The sequence below is a fragment of the Mesopusillimonas faecipullorum genome, assembly GCF_020539505.1.
Classification (GTDB): domain Bacteria; phylum Pseudomonadota; class Gammaproteobacteria; order Burkholderiales; family Burkholderiaceae_B; genus Mesopusillimonas; species Mesopusillimonas faecipullorum.
The window spans coordinates 568,623-586,798 of the sequence record NZ_JACDXW010000002.1 but is presented as its reverse complement, the minus strand read 5'-3'; the positions used below and the strand labels follow the sequence as shown (position 1 = coordinate 586,798).

Here is an 18,176-nt window from a genome sequence, read left to right as displayed (position 1 = left end):
AAAGAGGGGGGCGCGCCTACTGGCGGCTTTGCGTGTGCTCGGCTTCGGCCAGGCGCTTGACCGTGCGCCGCATATGGATGCGGGCGGCGTCGGAGACGATGTCCACCAGGCCCTGCTCGCCTTGCGTGCACAGGGAATGCTGCTGGGCCTCGACGATGGCCTTGTCTTCCTTGAAGGCGGTGTCGATTTCCTGGAACAGGTCGACGGTGGCCTGCGGGTCGTCTTGCCGGTAGCCGTTCGCGGCTGACCAGAAGTAAAAGCAGCTGGTATCGGTTTCGGGCGTCAGGCCATGGAAGATACGCAGCGAGAAGCCTGGCTGATCGCGGTTCTGCATGGCGTTGCGACCGCTTTCTATGCCGCCCGTCCATTGCAGGACAGTACCCGGCGCAATGTATTGGAACTCCATCCAGCGGTCTATGCGCTCGCCGATATCGACGGCCTTGCGATAAGTGGGCGGCGGCGTCGTGTCCATCAGCCAGCGGATGAAATGCAGGCCGTCTTCGCGCGGCGTGACCTTCATCTTGGCTTCGACGTGGGCTTTGGGGTTGCCGCCTATCGTGCTTCTGTGCACGAAAGCCAGGTGGGTGAGGTCCATGAGGTTGTCGACCAGCAGCATGTAGTTGGCCTGCACCCGGTAGACCTGATGCTTGTGCGGCCATCTGGCATGGTCGTTGTGATAGGGGTAGTCGACGATGAGGGCGGGGTCGGCCAGCTCGGGCTCGCCCATCCAGACCCAGACGATTTCGTCCTTGACCGCCACGGGGTAGGCGCGGACCTTGGCGCTGGCCGGGATGCGCTCCTGCCCCGGGATGCGTACACAGGCGCCCTGAGCGTCGAACACCATGCCGTGATAGCCGCATTCCAGGCCTTGCGGCACGACCTGCCCGAAGCGCAGGGGCGCGGCGCGGTGACAGCAGCGATCCAGCAGGGCCGAGACTTGGCCGCTGTCGGGGTGCGCGAAGAACACCAGCGGAGTGTTGCACAGGGTGCGTGCAAAGGGCTGCGCGCCGATTTCGTGGCGCCATGCGGCCATGTACCAGGCATTCTTGATGAACATGGGTTTTCCTGTTTCTAAGTGCGTTTTTGAATTTAATGTATACGTAAAAAGAATAAATTTAAAATTTATGCAGGAAAACTAGGGTTTTTCCCATTAAATGTATACATATTGAACTCTCATGTATACGTTTTTGATTGAAAAAGGGATGGGGATGGGGCGACGCAGGCGGGCCCCGCCGTCCGCTCGGCGAAGTGCGGGAACGGCCTCATGCAAATTTCCGACAGGCGGAATTCGAGGCGGCGTGGAAGCTTGCGCCGCGTAAGGCTTTCATCCATCCTAAGCCGCATGGCAGGCCATATCGAAAGAGGGCGCGGGTCTGTCGCCACAAACAGAGAATACGCTGGACCTAGCCCCGGGACGGCGATGGAGAGACAACGATGATCAAGTACCTGATGTCAGGCCTGCTGGCCGGTGTGTGTGCGCTCGCCGGTATGGCGCATGCCAAGGAGGTCCACGAACTGCGCTTGGCCCATTATTTGCCGCCCATGCACAATATGGCGGCCAATGTGCTGCCGGGTTGGGCTGACCGGCTGGAGAAAGCCTCGGACGGGCGACTCAAGGTCACCATCTATCCGGCCGGCCAACTGCTCGGCGTCACCGAGATCTTCGATGGCGTACGCGGCGGGGTGGCCGACATCGGCTGGAGCATGCCGGGCGCCACGCCAGGACGCTTTCCCGTGATGTCGCTGATGGAGCTGCCGTTCATCTTCACGCGCGCCGAAGATGCGTCGCGGGTGGTCATGGAGGCCTATGAGAAAGGCCACATGGACAAGGAGTTCCAGGGCGTCAAAGTGCTGTATCTGCACACGCACCATGCGGGCATCCTCAACACCAAAAGCGAGGTGCGCAACCTGGACGACCTGAAGGGCAAGCGTATACGTTTCCCCTCGCCACCCGTGCGTTCTCTGCTGCAGGCGCTGGGTGCCGATCCGGTTGGCGTGCCGGCGCCGCAGGCCTACGAGAGCCTGGATCGCGGCGTGCTGGACGGTGTGGCCTTTCCCTTCGACGCCATGCAGGGCCTACGACTGGGCGAGCTGGTCAAGTACCACCTCGATTTCCCCATGTACGTGCTGACCTTCTATCTGGTCATGAATCAGAACAAGTTCGATAGCCTGCCCGCCGACCTGCAGAAGATCATCATGGACCACTCCGGCATGAACGAAGCGCTGGCCGTGGGGCGCGCCTGGGACGAGTCCGAGGACAACAGCAAGGTGTTCGTGCAAAAGCACGGTAACGAGATCGTGGTCTTGTCGCCCGAACAGCAGCAGCTGTGGCGTGAGCGGGCGCAACCCGTCATCGCGACTGGCATTGCAGAAGCCGACAAGGCTGGCGTGCCTGGACGCGAGATCTACGAAACCGCCGTGAAGCGTGCAGCCGAGCTGCAGCGCAAATGATGCTCATGGGCGCAGCCGAGAAAGCCTGCGCCTGGGTCGGAGCAGCCGCACGGCTGCTCTGCCTGGCGGCAGGGCTGATACTGTTGCTGGCCATGGGGATGGCGACCTGCGTGGACATCGTATCGCGTTACTTTGCAGCCGGCATTCCCGGCATCTGGGAGGGCGTCACGTTGGCCATGCGCTGGATGATAGGCCTGGCACTGCCGTATGCCTTCTACAGCGGCAGCCACATTGCAGTGGAGCTGTTCACCGATGCCTGCCGCCCACGGGTGCGCCAGTTCTTCATTGTGCTGGCGATGACCGTCAGCCTGATGATCATGCTGCTGCTGGCCTGGAAGGTCACGGGCCGCTTGATGGACATCCGCAGCTATGGCGGCGTGACATCCGACCTCAGCCTGCCTACCTACTATGACTGGGTGCCGTTGGCGCTGGGGCCCGTTCTGTCCGTGCCCGTCCTGACGACCATGTTGTGGCGCGAGCTGGTGCGCTTGTTTCAGCATCAGGCGGGCTTGAGCCGGTCGGGAGAGTCGGCATGAACGCTAATCTGATCATCGGTGTGTGGTGCTCCCTGGGGCTGCTGGCGCTGATCGCCCTGAGAATTCCGGTAGCGATCTCCATGATCGCTGCGGCGGTCGCCGGCATCTATCTGGTGCAAGGGCCGTTTGCGGCCTGGTTCCAGCTGGCGGGGGCGTCGCTCAATGCAACGACATACGGCCTGTCGGTCATCCCGCTGTTCATCCTCATGGGCAATCTGGCGGCTCAGGCCGGCCTGAGCCGCGACCTGTTCCTGATGGCCAGCCGCTGGATGGCGCGCCTGCCGGGCGGGCTGGCCGTGGCGGCCATCTTTGCCAGCGCCGGGTTCTCGACCTTGTCGGGATCGTCGCTGGCGACTGCGGCGGCGGTAGGGCGCATCTCCATGGGCGAAATGCTCCAGCGCGGCTACAGCCCGGCGCTGGCTTCGGGCACGATTGCGGCGGGCGGTGCCATAGGCATTCTGATTCCGCCGTCGGTCATGCTGGTGGTCTATGGCCTGATGACCGAGCAGTCCATAGGGCGGCTGTTTGCCGCAGGCGTACTGCCCGGCATCCTGCTGACGCTGGTATTCATGGCGACGGTCATGATATGGGCCATGCTGCGCCCGCGCAGCGCGGGCAAGGCCGAACAGGCGGTGCAGTACGAGAAAGTCCCCATGGGCGGCATCGCCAGCTTGGCGGTGCTGGTCGTCATCGTGCTGGGCGGGCTGTACGGTGGCCTGTTCACCGCCACCGAGTCAGCGGCGGTCGGGGCCATCGGCACCCTGCTTATCGCCTGGTCGCGCGGTGGTCTGAGCTGGCAGGTATTATCCAAGGCGCTGATCGAAACCGCCAGCACTACGGCCATGATCTTCCTGATCATCATCGGCTCGGCCCTGTATGCCACCTTCCTGTCCGTTACAGGTATTTCCGGCTCGCTCAAGTCGTTCGTGCACAGCATGGGCGTGGCGCCCATCGTCGTACTGCTGCTCATCCTGCTCATCTATGTCGTGCTGGGCTGCTTCATGGACTCCATGGGCATGATGCTGCTGACGATACCGGTGTTCTATCCCGTCACCGTGCAGCTGGGCATAGACCCCATTCTGTTCGGCGTGCTGGTCGTCATGGTGGTTGAGGTCGGCCTGATTACGCCCCCCCTGGGCATGAATATCTTTGTCGTCCGCTCGGTGGCGCCGCAAGTGCCTCTACAGACGATCTTTGCCGGCGCCTTGCCTTTCGTACTGTCCTTCGCGGTGGCCATCGGCATCGTGATCGCCTGGCCAGCGCTGGCGCTATGGCTTCCCAGTTTGATGAAAGGCGGTTGAAAGGAAACACATGAAGCAGAATCAAACCTTCTCTTGTCTGGGCGTCGTCGGGGCCGGCGCCATGGGCGCGGGCATTGCGCAGGTGGCGACCGAAGCCGGGCTGGAGGTCAGGCTGTTCGATGCCCGGCCCGAGGCGGCGCAGCAGGCTTGCGCCGCCATACGCCAGCGCCAGCTCAAGCGTGTCGAGCAAGGCAAGATGGCGGTGGCCGACGCCCAGGCGGCAGGCCGCCTGCTACAGGCGGTGCCGGCGCTGGAAGCGCTGGCCGACTGCGATATCGTGATCGAGGCCATCGTCGAAGACATACAGATCAAGCAGACGCTGCTGCTGCAGCTGGAGGCCTGCCTGCGTCCCGACGCCGTCTTGGCCTCCAACACGTCCTCCATTCCCATAGGCGTGCTGGCCAGCGCCTGCGACAGGCGCGAGCGCGTAGCGGGGCTACATTTTTTCAACCCAGTGCCGGTCATGAAGCTGGTTGAGGTGATTCCCGGGCCGGACACCACGCCCGAGATTGTCCAAGGGCTGGTCGAGCTGGGGCGCCGCCTGGGCAAGACGCCGGTCGTGGCCCGCGACATGCCGGGCTTTCTCGTCAATTACGGCGGGCGCGCCTATCCCACCGAAGCCCTGGCCATCGTGCATGAGGGCGTGGCCACGCCCGCGCAGGTCGATGAAATCATGCGCGATGCCTACGGCTTTCGCATGGGACCGTTCGAACTGATGGACCTGACGGGTATGGACGTGAACTTCCCGGTCACGAACCTGATACACGAGCGCTTCTATGCCGAGCCCAGGTTGCGCTCCACGCCCTTGCACCGCTATATGTTGGAAACCGGCCAGCTGGGGCGCAAGACGGGCAGGGGTTTTTACTGTTACGAGCCGCCGCAGGCGCAGCAGCCCGCCGTGTTCGACGCCGAGCCGGTGCGCGTCGTGTGTCTGCATGGGGCAAGCTCATTGCAGGCACTGGTGGCGCAGGCCGGCGCCCAGGTGCTGGAGCGCGACGATGGCGTGGCGCCCATCCTGATCGAACCGATGGGGCTGGATTGTTCGACCTACGCCGCCACGCATGGCCTGGACCACCGCCGCCTAGTTGCCGTGGACACCTTGGGCGATGTCTCCCGCCGCATCACCCTGATGCGCGCACCAGCCGCCGACGAGCCGAACGTGCAGCGCGTGGCAGCCTTGTTTGCGCAGTCCCGGTCGGTCACGCTCATTCATGACTCGCCGGGCTTCGTCGGCCCGCGTATCGTGGCCATGGTGGCTAACCTGGGCTGCGAAATGGCCCAGACCGGGCTGGCCTCGGTCGAGGACATAGACCTGGCCATGCGACTGGGCCTGAACTATCCCCAAGGCCCGCTGGAAATGGCGGACAGCCTGGGCGTAGGCAGGCTGCATGGTCTGCTGGGCGAACTGCAGTCCATCACCGGCGACGACCGCTACCGCCCCAGCCTATGGCTGCGCAGACGTGCGCAACTGGGCCTGTCCGCAAGAGACCGCTAGGCTAGGCAGGCGGGGCGGCCTACGCAGCAGCTGTTTCCGCCGTACGAGGCTGTCATCTATTCGGGCGCGTTGATCGCCGCGCGCCCGATCGCATCCGCCGCCGCCAGCAAGGCTGGGGCCAGCTCATTGTGCATGCGCTGCGCGCTGACCTCGTTGGTCGCCACCGGCATGCTCAGCGTGGCCAGCGTGCCCTGCCAGAAGATGGGTACGGCGATGCCGCCTATTCCTTCCTGCCAGGCGTTCCTGACCATGGCATAGCCCAGCCGGTGGCAGGCCTCCAGCGCCTGCTCGAAGATCTGGGCGTTCTCTTCGCGTTGCAGAATGTCGCCGCGCAGGCGGTTCAAGGTCGACCAGCGCAGGCGCTCGCTCATGGCGGCCACCGTGGCGATGCCAGCGGCCGATACCGCCATGCGCAGCCGACCGCCGGTCGCCAGGCGGATGGCGCGCGGGGCGCTGCCCTGTGCCACGTCGACGAAGCACATGTGCAGGTCGTCGCGTATGGCAAGCGCCAGCGTCTGCCCGCTGCGTTCGCAGATGTCTTCCAGGTGGGGGCGCACGCGGTCGCGCAAGGCCATGCCGATCAGCAGCGGATAACCCAGCGTCAGATTCTTGGGCGTCAGCTCGTAGGTGCGTCCGTGTTCGGAGCGGCGCAGATAGCCCAGCTCGGTCAGGGTATGCGTCAGGCGGCTGACAGTGGAGGGGGCCAGCTCGACGTGGCGGGCGATGTCGCCGTTGCCCATGGCGCGTTCGGCGCGCGATAGGCATTCGAGTATGGCCAGCCCGCGCGCCAGCGCATCGACGAATTGGCGATCTTGTCGGTCTTGTGTCATGTCGTCCTTTTCGGCGGCCCGGCAGCGCCTCTGATTTTTGCCTGGCGGAATTGGTTTTTCCGCAATCATATTAAGATTGTTCGACGTATTCAAACATCGCGTGACGCAGCGACAAGACCCGCAGACGGGCATGAGGCGCGGCACGCGGATGTCACTGTCAGGAGAGGCCGGCGCAGTTTCCCGCATGTTAGAGGCATTCAAGGAGAGCAAGTGATGTTGGCAGGAGACATGTTGCGCCGCTCGGCGGCGCGTTTTCCCTCTAAACCCGCAGTGATCTGGCAAGACCAGTCGCTGACTTACCGCGAACTGGATGCCGCCGCCAACCGCTTGGCAAACGAGCTGCTGCGGGCGGGGGTCGCCAAGGGCGAAAAGGTCGGCATCGTATGCCGCAACCGCATCGAGTACGCCGTCGTGTTCTTTGGTGTGGCGCGCTCGGGTGCCGTGCTGGTTAATGTATCCACGCTGTATCAGCCTGACGAGCTGGCCTATGTGCTGGAGAAGGCCGATGTCGGTACTCTGTTCTACGAGGACGTATTCGCCGATAAGGTGGATGCGGTGCGCGGTCGACCGCCGTTGTTGCAGACTTTCATCCGCATTGGCGAAGGCGGAGAGGACGAGCGCTACGCCGACTTCGTGCAGCGTGGCGACGCCACGCCGCCCGAGGTAGCGCTCGCGCCGACCGACCCGTTCTGCATGACCTATACGGGCGGCACCACGGGACGACCCAAGGGGGTGTTGTGCAGCCATCTGAATCGCTACATCACGGCGCATACCGTGGCCATGGAAGAGGCCCTGGACGAGCGCGACGTGGTGGGTATCGTAACGCCACTGTTTCATGTGGCGGCGCTGAACATCATGTTCCAGCCGGCGATGCTGGTGGGGGCGACCACGGTCTTTCTCAACAAATGGAGCGTAGTGGATTTCGTCAAGTTGGCCAGCCGCACGCGCATGACGGCGGCCTTCATGGTGCCCACGCAAGTCGCCATGACGCTCAGTGACCCGGCTTTCGATCCGGCACCTTTTGCCAGCTGGCGTAAGCTGTCCTTTGCCGGCGCACCCATGCCCGACTGGGTGCAAAAGGAAATGCTGCGCCTGCTGCCCAACGTGGCGATGACGCAGATCTACGGCCAGTCCGAGATGGGCGTGCTGACCTCGCTGCGCTCATGGTATCTGCCGGACAAGCTGGGTTCGGTCGGACGTCAGGTTTACAACGTGGACGTGGCCCTGGTCGACCGCGAGGGGCGGCCGGTGCCCACGGGCGAGATCGGCGAGATCGCCTCGCGTGGCGATAATGTCATGCTCGAATACTATAAAGAGCCGGAGCAGACTGCGGCCATACGGCGCAATGGCTGGATGGTCACCGGAGACCTGGGCATCGCTGACGAGGATGGCTTCATCACGCTGGTGGATCGCGCCAAGGACATGATCATTTCCGGTGGCGAGAACGTCTATCCCAAAGAGATAGAAAACGCCTTGTACGAACTGGAGCAAGTGGCCGAATGCGCGGTGTTCGGCGTGCCCGACGACAAGTGGGGCGAAGTGCCTGCCGCCTATGTGCTGCTGCACCCTGGCGCCCAGTTGGATGAAGCGCGCATCGTCGCGCATTGCGAACAACGCCTGGCGCGTTTCAAGCGTCCGCGCCTGATTCGCTTCGTCCAGGATTTTCCTAAGACGCCCATAGGCAAGATACAGAAGAATCTGTTGCGCGAAGAGTATTGGGCAAACCGTGAGAAGAAGATATGAGCGACATCTACGATTCCTACGAGCGTCTGCGCTTCGACTGGCCTGCGGAAGGCGTCCTGCGGATCACCATGTCCAACCCGGGGCGACTCAACTCCGCCGATGCGCGCATGCATGGCGAGCTGGTGCGCGTATGGCGTGACATCGACGCCGATACGCGTGTCAGGGCTGCCATCGTGCGCGGCTCGGATGGTGCTTTCTCGTCAGGCGGCGACCTTGATCTGGTCCAGCAGATGACGGAAGACTTCGATGTGCTGACGCGCGTCTGGAAGGAAGCCCGCGATCTGGTCTACAACCTGGTCAATTGTTCCAAGCCGCTGGTGTCCGCCATGGAAGGGCCGGCGGTGGGCGCCGGCCTGGTGGCCGGCCTGCTGGCGGACATCTCCATCGCGGCCAAGGATGCGCGCATCATAGACGGCCACACGCGCCTGGGCGTGGCGGCGGGAGACCATGCCGCCATCGTCTGGCCGTTGCTGTGCGGCATGGCCAAGGCCAAGTATTACCTGATGCTGTGCGAGTCCGTCTCCGGCGAAGAGGCGGAACGCATCGGCCTGGTGTCGCTGTGCGTCGAGGCGGCGCAATTGCAGGACAAGGCCGTCGAGATCGCCACGCGCCTGGCGGCTGGCTCGCCCAGCGCCCTGCGTTGGACCAAGTACGCGCTGAACAACTGGCTGCGCATGGCCGGGCCGACTTTCGATACCTCGTTGGCCTTGGAGTTCATGGGCTTCAAGGGTCCCGACGTACAGGAGGGGCTGGCCTCGCTGCGCGAAAAACGCCGCCCCGCGTTCACCAAGGACTGCCCGCTGTAGGCGGGCTGCGTTTCGTGGATGACATTTCACACAGGAAGGCTGAGCCGATGACTGAATCGATAGAGACGCCCGCCTCGGACGAGGTGCTGCTGGAGCGCCTGTCGCCCGCCATCGCTGTGGTACGGCTGAACCGTCCGCAGGTGCGCAATGCGCTGGACCTGAGCATACGGCAAACCCTGGCCCGGGTATTTCGCAGCCTGTCCGAGGAGGCGGCGCTGCGCTGCGTAGTGCTTACCGGCGGCGACCAGTGCTTTGCATCGGGCGCCGATATTGCCGACATGGCGAGCATAGACGCCGTGCAGATGTACCATCGCCACACCGAGCGCCTCTGGGCGGCGGTGGCCGAGTGTCCGGTGCCCGTCATCTCGGCGGTCAGCGGCTATGCGCTGGGTGGCGGGCTGGAGCTGGCGATGAATACCGACATCATCGTTGCCGGCCGCAGTGCGCGTCTGGGGCAGCCGGAGGTTAAGGTGGGCATCATGCCCGGCGCGGGCGGCACGCAGCGCCTGATGCGGGCGGTGGGCAAGTTCCGCGCCATGTATCTGTGCATGACGGGCGAGTTGATAGGCGCGCAGGAGGCCATGGACATGGGCCTGGTCAGCCTGGTGGTAGAGGATGAGGAAGTGATGCCGCGCTGCCTGGCCCTGGCCGAGAAGCTGGCCGGCATGCCGCCCATGGCGCTGGCGCAGATCAAGGAGGTCGTATTGCATGGCGCGGACGCCTCTTTGGGGGCGGCCCTGGCGCTGGAGCGCAAGGCTGTGCAACTGTTGTTTGCGACGCATGACAAGCAGGAAGGCATGACCGCCTTTCTGGAAAAGCGGCGCCCGCAGTACAAAGGGATGTAAAGCCCAGACCGGCCCTAGGGCGGCCTGGCGCGCGGGGCAGAACGCCCCCCGCGCGCCGCAGACGCTTCAGTGCAAAGGCGTATTGCGTATAAGGCCGACGGCAATGCCTTCTAGTTCAAATGAATCGTTGCCAGTGACGCGTATGGGGGCGTACGAGGGATTTTCGGCTAGTAGCTCGAGTGTGCGGCCTTGGCGTGAAAATCGTTTGACGGTGACCTCGTCGCCAAGGCGAGCGACGACAATTTGGCCATTACGGGCTTCGGAGGCTTTCTTGACGGCAAGCAGGTCGCCATCGAAGATGCCGGCGTTGATCATGCTGTCGCCCCTGACGCGCAAAAGATAGTCGGGGGTTTGCTGAAACAGACTGGGTTCGACACTGATTTCGCGTTCGACGTGTTCGCTGGCTAGAATGGGGTGGCCTGCGGCGACGCGACCTACCAGCGGCAGCAGGAAGGCGCTGGCCTGTGTGGGCGTGACAAGACGGGCCGGGCTGGGTGTTGGGGCTGAGGCAGCGTCGGGTTGCGTGAGGCGTATGCCACGCGATGCGCCGGCGGTGAGTTCGATGACGCCTTTGCGTGCCAGTGCCTTGAGGTGGTCTTCTGCGGCATTGGGAGAGCGAAAGCCCAGTGTGCGTGCAATCTCTGCGCGCGTAGGGGGGAAGCCCACGCGAGCGATCTCGTGGCGGATAAGATCTAGAATCTGTTGTTGACGTTCTGTGAGCTTGAATGACATGGCGCACCGGACTGTATGTTCATACAGCATCATTGTGCGCGAACTACAACATAAATGCAATATGGCCATAAAAAGCTTATAATGGCAGGCTTTGTAACTCATCCTCTGGCGGCGCTTGAATACTGAATTAACCGCGCGCGTATGATGAACATTGGAGTCCTGTTATGGATTTGATCGCTAAACTTGAACAAGAAGAAATCACCCGCCTGACCGAAGGCAAAACTTTGCCTGAGTTTGGCCCTGGCGACACCGTTGTCGTCAATGTCAACGTCGTTGAAGGCACTCGTAAGCGTGTGCAGGCCTACGAAGGTGTGGTTATCGGTCGTCGCAGCCGTGGCCTGAATTCCTCCTTCATCGTTCGCAAAATCTCGTCTGGCGAGGCCGTCGAGCGTACGTTCCAACTGTATTCGCCCCAAATCGCTTCCATCGAAGTGAAGCGTCGTGGCGATGTGCGCCGTGCTAAACTGTATTACCTGCGTAGCCGTTCGGGCAAGTCTGCACGCATCAAGGAAAAACTGGTTCGCCGTACCGACAAGTAATTCGCTTCGCGCATTACGCCACGGTAGCAAACCAGGCATCACCAGCAAGGCACCCGAGGGGTGCCTTTGCTGTATTCAGGGTATATGCCGCAACAGATGGTTCCGCCAACACCAACAACACGCCAGGGCAATCCGGCGGGGTTTGACCCCGAGGTTCAGCCTGTCGTTGCGGTTTCTCAAGAGTTGTCGCCTTTGCGCAACGAATCTCTTCAGCTCGACTTCATCCGCGCGGCTTTTCGCCGGCCGGTTGCCTGGCAGGTCGAGCCCGTATTTACTGAGTCCTTTCAAGTCGATGCTCAGGCGCCGAGTGACGAAATCGTTCGTGCTGCGGTTTGTCTACCTTTGGTACAACGGCCCGAGGGACTGCACGTTATTCTCACGCGTCGCTCAATTCATCTTTCCGATCATGGGGGGCAAATTGCCTTTCCCGGAGGGCGTATTGAAACCTTCGATGGCACACCCGTAGAGGCGGCCTTGCGTGAAACCTGGGAAGAAATCGGCGTCTCGCGTGAGTTCATCCAGATCCTGGGTACTCAACCTGGCTTTTTGACTTCGACGCGCTTTTCCATGAAGCCCGTCATTGCTTATGTCATGCCTGGTTTTTCCGTGGCGCCGGATGCCTCAGAGGTGGCAGAGGTTTTCGAGGTGCCTTTGGCCTTCCTGATGAACCCTGCGAATCATGCTTTGCATAGCGCCAACTTACCTGGCGGTGGTCATCGCTTTTACTTCTCCATGCGCTGGCGCAACTATTTCATCTGGGGCGCAACGGCTGCGCTCTTGCGCAACTTCTATCACTATCTAGCCGCCGCCGAGCGCGTCTAGTCAATTGTCCTTCGGGGCATTCGGCTGTTTTTCCTCCTTGCATTGCTTGCAACCTTCCCTTTCAGTTTCTAGTGTTTACCCTATGTTTAGCAATGGGTGAGCTTGATATAGTTTGCATGTTGAACTTTTTAAACAGCGTTTAAGTTGCCGTTATAAAAGCAAGAAAATCAAGTTTTGTTCACAACAGAAGAGGTGGAGACATGCACAAGCATCAGGCACGTTATAGGCTGGCCAAATTGGTTGGGGCTGCGTTAAGCGCAGCTATTTTGGCAGCGTGCGGAGGAAGTAGCGGCGACGGAGATACCGACGGCGGGACGCCGAATCCGGATCCTGGCCCTGGTCCCGGGGAAGAAGTAGCGATTGCCCCGACTCTGGAGTGCACGATGGCGGGTGTTGGAGCGACAGCCTTGACTACGGATGACGATCCTTCGAAGGGGTTCAAAGCCAGTATTCTTGAAACCAGTCTTGAGACAGTAGCGCTTGATGGCGGTAGCAGCAAAGAGTTTTGCTTGGTTAAAGTACACGTAGACCCCGAAATCAATATCTGGGTTTCCATGCCTTCTGATGGCAGCTGGAATGGCCGGTTCCGCTCTGAAGGCGGAGGTGGCTACGCGGGTCAAGTGGGCGTGGCCTCGGACTCGGTTAAGCAAGGGTTCGTAGGTGTGCAGACCGATACCGGGCATGAGGCCAGCGTCGGAGGCGCGTTCGGCATGCTTGAGCCTGGTAAGCCCAATGTGCAGTTGCAAGAAGATTTTGCCTTCCGCAGCGAGCATCTCATGGCGGTGATAGGTAAGCAGTTAACCAAGGCCTACTACGATCAAGACCCATCGAAATCGTATTGGTATGGCTGCTCTACCGGTGGGCGGCAAGGGCTGATGATGGCCCAGCGCTATCCTGACGACTACGATGCGATTTTGGCCGGTGCCCCTGCCATTCACTGGGATCGCTTCCAGGCCTACCAGATTTGGCCTCAAGTGGTCATGCATCACGACGTGGGTGAACCTATAGCCAATGCCAAACTGCAGTTGGCCACGGCTCGCGCTATTGCGTCGTGCGATGCGCAAGATGGGGTCGAAGACGGTGTCATCGATGATCCGCGCAGTTGTGAGTTCCAGCCTTCCCGGATTCCTGACCTGACGTATGCGGGGTGCAGTGACGACACCTGCCTGACGCCTGCCGAAGCCGGTGCTATCGAGAAGATTTGGGATGGCGCACGCTCGGTCGACGGAACGTTGCTCTGGCCAGGCTTGGAGCGGGACGCTGTGTTGGGCGGCGGTTTTGCTTTGGCAGGTGCCACGCCTTTCAATATTGCTGTTGAGCAACCCAAATATTGGGTGTACTACGACCCGGACTGGGATTGGAAGACACTGACTTATGACAACTACGGGGCCTTCTTCGATGAAACCGTGGCTAAGGTCAACCCCGTCATCGGTACTGACAATCCTGACTTGAGCCGCTTCAAAGCACGTGGCGGCAAGCTGATCATGTACCACGGCTGGGCTGACCCGGTCATCATGCCGCGCGGCACCATACGCTATTACGATAACGTCGTTGAGCACATGGGCGGACGTTCCGAGGTAGACGACTTCGCCAAGCTGTATATGGTGCCTGGTTTGGCTCACTGCGGTGGTGGAGACGGACCTAACCACTTTGGCCAAGGCAGCAGTGGCGTTGTGCCGCAAGATGCCAAACAAGACATCTTCCGTGCATTGATGCAATGGGCGGAAGAAGGCGTCGAGCCGGCTGAAATCGTTGCCACCAAGTTTGTGGACAACAAACCCGCCGAAGGCGTAGAGCGTACCCGTCCTCTGTGCGTGTATCCCTTGGTGGCTCGCCACAACGGAAACGGAAGTACGGATGAAGCGGAAAACTTTAGCTGCGTAGCAGCGGAGTAAGGGTAAAACGATGGGCTGCTGATTTAGCAGCCCGTCGTGTGGCGGCGGTGCCGACTGGACAAACCAAATGCCACTCAATACCGCTGCGCCGCCTCGTTCTCTAGCAGGATGCGTTCGTAGAGCTTGTGCTGGGCTTCCGGCACAGTACCTTCAGCCAAGGCTGCCAAGACACCGCAGCCGGGTTCGTGTCGGTGCGTGCAGTTATAAAAGCGGCAATTGGCGATATGCGCCGTAAAGGCAGGGAAACCCTGCACCACTTGTTCTGCCGATAGATGTGCCAAGCCGAAGTTCTGGAAGCCAGGGGAATCTATGAGTTCTCCCCCGTTATCAGGTAAGTGATAAAGCCGCGTATGAGTAGTGGTGTGGCGACCGGCGTCAAGGGCGACAGAATGAGTTTGAGTGGCGGCACCTGCATCGGGTACCAAGGCATTGAGCAGCGTAGATTTACCCATACCGCTTTGGCCCAGCAAAAGGCTGCGGCGCCCAGCCAAAAGGGGGCCAAGGCGAGTGCGCAAGTCATCTGCGTCTTGCGCGCTGACTTCTAGTGTAAGAGGCGGCTCGGCGCCCGTTAAGGCCTGCAACTGGTTTTTGGCGCGTGCGGTACTCTCGGGTAAGTCAGCCTTATTCAGCAGAATGATGGGCGTGATGTCGACGCTATGGGCAGCCACCAAGGCGCGGCCTAGTAGCTCGCTGGAAAAAGGGGGCTCGCCCGCAATGACCAGCAATAGCTGGTCGAGGTTGGCCGCAAATAGTTTGCTGCGTTGCTCGTCGGATCGGTACAGCAGGTTGCGTCGGGGCTGGATAGCCTGGATGACGCCCTCAGCCTCCCCCTGAAACTGAATCTCTACACCGTCGCCTACAGCCACATCGCTTTTTTTTCCACGAGTAAAGCATTGTCTGGACGTGCCATCTGCCAACTCGACAATGTAATGCCGCCCGTGAGCGGCGGTGACCACGCCAGTGTTAAGCGTTGGCTGGGCTTGTGCGGTAGCGGCAAGCCGCCGGGAAGCGGGCTTAGCTGCCATGGACAGGCAACTGTTGCTGCAGGCGCGCTATGCGTATCATCGCGGGGGGGTGGCTATCGTGGTAGGCGGAATAAAGAGGGTCGGGAGTCAGCGTAGCCGCATTGTCGTCGTATAGCTTGACCAAGGCGGACACCAAGGCGGTGGCTGGCGCTTGCGATGCGGCATATTGATCGGCTTGGAATTCGTCTTTACGGGAAAACCAAGCGGCCAATGGGGAAACCCAAAAGGTGAAGACGGGGACGACCAAGAAAAACAGCACCAGCGCCATGCCGCTGTTAGAGCGACCCAATTGAGGCATGACGCCCAGGCCGGTGTAGAACCACGTTTGTTGCGACAGCCATGCCAGCACCTGTAGAAACACCAGCGCGCCCAAAAAAGTAGCAACCATGCGCTTAAGAATATGGCGATGCTTGAAGTGCCCTAATTCGTGCGCCAAAACGGCTTCGATCTCGTCAGCGTTCAGGCGATTAAGCAGGGTATCGAAAAACACGATGCGGCGAGCTTTGCCGAAACCTGTGAAATAAGCATTGCCATGCGCCGAGCGCTTGGAGCCGTCCATGACAAAAATGCCATTTAGGGCGAAGCCACAGCGTTGTGCCAGCTTCTGTACGCGTTCAGCGACAACCGAGTCTTCAAGCGGCGTGAACTTGTTGAACAAAGGCGCAATAACGGTAGGAAACAGCCACAGAATGAGCAGATTGAAGGCTACCCAGATGCCCCAGGCCCACCAAGCCCAAGCGGGGCCGGCGTTATCCATGACCCAAAGAATGAGCGCCAGTAGCGGTGCGCCCAGCACTATGGAAATCAACAGGCTTTTGAGGGCGTCTGATATGAATAGGGCGGGTGTCATGCGGTTGAAGCCAAAGCGCTCATCCAGTTTGAAGCGACGCCAGAGTGCAAAAGGCAGGCTGACCAAACTACTGATCACGGCGACAGACGCAACCAGTGCCATCTGACGCAGTAGCTCGTTATCAAAGATTTGGGCCATGCGTATGTCTAGCCATTGCAGCAGACCCAAAAGTGTAAAGACGATAAGCAGGGCGGCGCTTACAAAGGATTCCGCCAAGCTCAATTGCATTTTGGCGTGCGTGTAGTCTGCGGCGCGCTGGTGGCTGGCCAGGCGTATACGCTCGGCGAACACCGCAGGTACTTGATTGCGGTGCAGCGCTACGTGGCGAATCTGGCGTAGCGACAGCCAAGCGTGGGTAAGCAGGCTGGCAGCCAAGAAGACGATGAACCAGATAGTGAACATAGAGGGGGAGGCCCGGCGGTATGCGACAATCGCTGTTTTCCGTATTTCTGCATTATAGGCGGCTTGATACATATGTCAGCGAACGCACAGCGCCTGGTTTGGCTAGACCTCGAAATGACCGGGCTGGACCCGGAGAAAGAGCGCATCATCGAGGCGGCCGTGGTGATTACTGAACCCGACCTCACCGTGGTGGCTGAAGGGCCGGTCATGGTCATACATCAAAGCGACGAGCTTCTCGATGCCATGGATGCCTGGAACAAAGGCACCCATGGTAAAAGCGGCCTCATCGAAAAGGTAAAAGCTTCTACCTTGACGGAAGAGCAGGCCGAGACGGAACTGCTGGCCTTTTTGGCTCAGCACGTGCCCTCCGGCAAATCGCCGCTATGTGGCAATACCGTAGGCCAGGACCGTCGCTTCCTGGTTAAATACATGCCGCGCTTGGAAGCTTTCTTTCATTACCGCAACCTTGACGTCAGCACGCTCAAAGAGTTGGCCTTGCGTTGGAAGCCTGAGGTTTATCGCTCTTTTGCCAAGCAAAGCCGGCATGAGGCCTTGGCGGATATCTACGAATCCATAGACGAACTTAAGCATTACCGCGAACACTTCATCAAGCTGTAAAGCTGCCCCAAAGAGGACGACATGAACTACGAGAACATATTGTTCACCCTTGATGCAGGCATGGCTCGCATCAGTTTGCATAGGCCCGATAAGCTCAACGCTTTTACGCCCACCATGCATGAGGAATTAGCGCACGCTTTAGGGCGCGTGGAAAGCGAAGGCGCCCGGGTGCTGGTTCTGACCGGAAGCGGTAGGGCGTTTTGTGCGGGCCAAGATCTCTCTTTGCGGGTGGTAAAAGAAGGTGCCCCCCCGCCCGACCTGGGCGCAAGCCTCGAGAATTACTATATTCCCTTGGTAACCCGCCTGAAGGCCTTGCCCATGCCGGTGGTGGTGGGTGTGAACGGTGTGGCAGCCGGTGCCGGCGCCAACCTGGCCTTGGCCGGGGACATCGTCATTGCCAAAGCCAGCGCCAGCTTCATCCAGCCGTTTTGCCGGCTTGGCCTCTTGCCTGATACCGGCGGCACGTATGCTCTGCCGCGCCTGGTGGGTTCGGCCCGCGCCATGGGCTTGTCTTTATTGGGTGACAAACTCAGTGCCCAGAAAGCCGAGCAGTGGGGGTTGATCTGGGAGTGTGTGGCTGATGAAGCATTCGATGCGCGCCTTGATGAGTTAGCCGCACATTTTGCGCAGGCTCCCACCAAAGGCCTCGCTGCCATCAAGCAAGCCTTGAACAGCAGCCTCGACAACACCTTGGCGCAGCAGCTTGATCTTGAAAAGAACCTGATGCGCGAATTGGGCCACAGCGCCGATTATGGCGAGGGCGTGCGCGCTTTCATGGAAAAGCGCAATCCTTCGTTCCGCGGCGAGTAAGGCGATGAATCTGCCTGGCGGCTTGCCCGCCGCCATCGCCGGCATAGGTACCGATGTTGTTCGTGTCGAACGTATCGCACGCGCTTACGAACGGCAGGGTGAACGCTTTGCCCGGCGTATTCTGGGCGAGCAAGAGCTTGAGGTTTTTCATGGCCGATTGCAGCGTGATGCTTCGCGTGGCATGCGTTATCTAGCCACACGCTTTGCGGCGAAGGAAGCATTTTCCAAGGCCATCGGTTTAGGCATGCACAGCCCCATGAGCTGGCCTTTGATGCAAACCCTGAATCAGGCCGGGGGGCGTCCGCTGGTAAAGTTGTCCGACCCTTTGGCGCAATGGTGCGCCGAACGGTTTGGCGCCGCTCACGTATCGCTCACCGACGAATTCGACTTGGCCATGGCTTTTGTCGTTATCGAGCATAAGCCCGCTGTACGCGAAACCCCTTGGGCGCAAGCCTAGGCCATCAGCCTTAACCCAT

At 60.6% G+C, this 18,176-nt stretch carries 18 protein-coding genes; 13 read left to right on the top strand and 5 right to left on the bottom strand.

All coding sequences use genetic code 11. The features are described 5' to 3' along the window. Nucleotides 1–16: 16 nt before the first annotated feature. Nucleotides 17–1,057 carry an aromatic ring-hydroxylating dioxygenase subunit alpha gene (locus tag H0484_RS06075; protein ID WP_226953641.1) on the bottom strand — a complete coding sequence of 347 codons (1,041 nt, stop codon included), beginning with the start codon at nt 1,055–1,057 and terminating at the stop codon, nt 17–19. 377 nt (nt 1,058–1,434) lie between these two features. On the opposite strand from H0484_RS06075, the gene H0484_RS06070 reads away from it, so the two are divergent. The 4 genes from H0484_RS06070 to H0484_RS06055 are packed head-to-tail and all read left to right on the top strand — an operon-like array spanning nt 1,435 to nt 5,783. Continuing rightward, entirely contained in the window at nt 1,435–2,451 is a 1,017-nt protein-coding gene (locus H0484_RS06070) for a TRAP transporter substrate-binding protein (RefSeq protein WP_226953640.1), read from the top strand. A gap of 5 nt (nt 2,452–2,456) precedes the next feature. After that, nucleotides 2,457–2,987, top strand: coding sequence for a TRAP transporter small permease (locus H0484_RS06065; protein ID WP_226953639.1), 531 nt, complete (start codon nt 2,457–2,459; stop codon nt 2,985–2,987). Next, complete coding sequence (locus H0484_RS06060) at nt 2,984–4,288, top strand: TRAP transporter large permease (RefSeq protein ID WP_226953638.1); 1,305 nt, start codon at nt 2,984–2,986, stop codon at nt 4,286–4,288. Before H0484_RS06065 ends, H0484_RS06060 begins: the two co-directional genes overlap by 4 nt. Before the next feature lie 10 nt (nt 4,289–4,298). Beyond that, nucleotides 4,299–5,783: a 3-hydroxyacyl-CoA dehydrogenase gene (locus tag H0484_RS06055; protein WP_226953637.1), complete on the top strand. Its 1,485-nt coding sequence runs from the start codon at nt 4,299–4,301 to the stop codon at nt 5,781–5,783. A 56-nt stretch (nt 5,784–5,839) separates the two neighbouring features. Here the strand turns inward: H0484_RS06055 and H0484_RS06050 are convergent, their stop codons facing one another. Beyond that, on the bottom strand, nt 5,840–6,682 hold the full coding sequence (locus H0484_RS06050) for an IclR family transcriptional regulator (RefSeq protein WP_226953636.1): 843 nt from the start codon (nt 6,680–6,682) through the stop codon (nt 5,840–5,842). Between the two features lie 144 nt (nt 6,683–6,826). Between H0484_RS06050 and H0484_RS06045 the strand changes: the two genes are divergently transcribed. From H0484_RS06045 to H0484_RS06035, 3 genes are read left to right on the top strand one after another with little or no spacing between them, the layout of a single operon-like run. After that, entirely contained in the window at nt 6,827–8,356 is a 1,530-nt protein-coding gene (locus H0484_RS06045) for a class I adenylate-forming enzyme family protein (RefSeq protein WP_226953635.1), read from the top strand. After that, the gene (locus H0484_RS06040; protein WP_226953634.1) at nt 8,353–9,162 is read left to right on the top strand and encodes an enoyl-CoA hydratase/isomerase family protein; all 810 of its coding nucleotides are present in this window, start codon (nt 8,353–8,355) and stop codon (nt 9,160–9,162) included. The genes H0484_RS06045 and H0484_RS06040 overlap by 4 nt, the downstream gene beginning before the upstream one ends. A 47-nt stretch (nt 9,163–9,209) precedes the next feature. Then, entirely contained in the window at nt 9,210–10,007 is a 798-nt protein-coding gene (locus H0484_RS06035) for an enoyl-CoA hydratase-related protein (RefSeq protein ID WP_226953633.1), read from the top strand. A gap of 66 nt (nt 10,008–10,073) precedes the next feature. Here H0484_RS06035 and lexA read toward each other — a convergent pair whose 3' ends face one another. Next, nucleotides 10,074–10,739, bottom strand: a complete 666-nt coding sequence (lexA, locus tag H0484_RS06030; protein WP_226953632.1) for a transcriptional repressor LexA — start codon at nt 10,737–10,739, stop codon at nt 10,074–10,076. Nucleotides 10,740–10,903: 164 nt separating this feature from the next. Between lexA and rplS the strand changes: the two genes are divergently transcribed. The 3 genes from rplS (at nt 10,904) to H0484_RS06015 (ending at nt 13,995) form a co-directional block, all read left to right on the top strand. Next, nucleotides 10,904–11,278 carry a 50S ribosomal protein L19 gene (gene rplS, locus H0484_RS06025; RefSeq protein WP_226953631.1) on the top strand — a complete coding sequence of 125 codons (375 nt, stop codon included), beginning with the start codon at nt 10,904–10,906 and terminating at the stop codon, nt 11,276–11,278. Nucleotides 11,279–11,362: 84 nt separating this feature from the next. Beyond that, complete coding sequence (locus H0484_RS06020) at nt 11,363–12,100, top strand: NUDIX hydrolase (protein WP_226953630.1); 738 nt, start codon at nt 11,363–11,365, stop codon at nt 12,098–12,100. Between the two features lie 200 nt (nt 12,101–12,300). Further along, nucleotides 12,301–13,995 carry a tannase/feruloyl esterase family alpha/beta hydrolase gene (locus H0484_RS06015; protein ID WP_226953629.1) on the top strand — a complete coding sequence of 565 codons (1,695 nt, stop codon included), beginning with the start codon at nt 12,301–12,303 and terminating at the stop codon, nt 13,993–13,995. A 74-nt stretch (nt 13,996–14,069) separates the two neighbouring features. Here H0484_RS06015 and rsgA read toward each other — a convergent pair whose 3' ends face one another. Beyond that, a complete protein-coding gene (rsgA, locus tag H0484_RS06010; RefSeq protein WP_226953628.1) occupies nt 14,070–15,020 on the bottom strand; it encodes a ribosome small subunit-dependent GTPase A in 951 nt (316 codons plus the stop codon). After that, nucleotides 15,010–16,272, bottom strand: a complete 1,263-nt coding sequence (locus H0484_RS06005; protein WP_226953627.1) for a M48 family metallopeptidase — start codon at nt 16,270–16,272, stop codon at nt 15,010–15,012. Before H0484_RS06005 ends, rsgA begins: the two co-directional genes overlap by 11 nt. Nucleotides 16,273–16,344: 72 nt before the next feature. Between H0484_RS06005 and orn the strand changes: the two genes are divergently transcribed. From orn to acpS, 3 genes are read left to right on the top strand one after another with little or no spacing between them, the layout of a single operon-like run. Further along, on the top strand, nt 16,345–16,890 hold the full coding sequence (orn, locus tag H0484_RS06000; RefSeq protein ID WP_226953626.1) for an oligoribonuclease: 546 nt from the start codon (nt 16,345–16,347) through the stop codon (nt 16,888–16,890). Between the two features lie 21 nt (nt 16,891–16,911). Continuing rightward, complete coding sequence (gene paaG / locus H0484_RS05995) at nt 16,912–17,700, top strand: 2-(1,2-epoxy-1,2-dihydrophenyl)acetyl-CoA isomerase PaaG (protein ID WP_226953625.1); 789 nt, start codon at nt 16,912–16,914, stop codon at nt 17,698–17,700. A 4-nt stretch (nt 17,701–17,704) separates the two neighbouring features. Further along, nucleotides 17,705–18,157 carry a holo-ACP synthase gene (gene acpS, locus H0484_RS05990; RefSeq protein ID WP_226953624.1) on the top strand — a complete coding sequence of 151 codons (453 nt, stop codon included), beginning with the start codon at nt 17,705–17,707 and terminating at the stop codon, nt 18,155–18,157. Nucleotides 18,158–18,176: the final 19 nt, after the last annotated feature.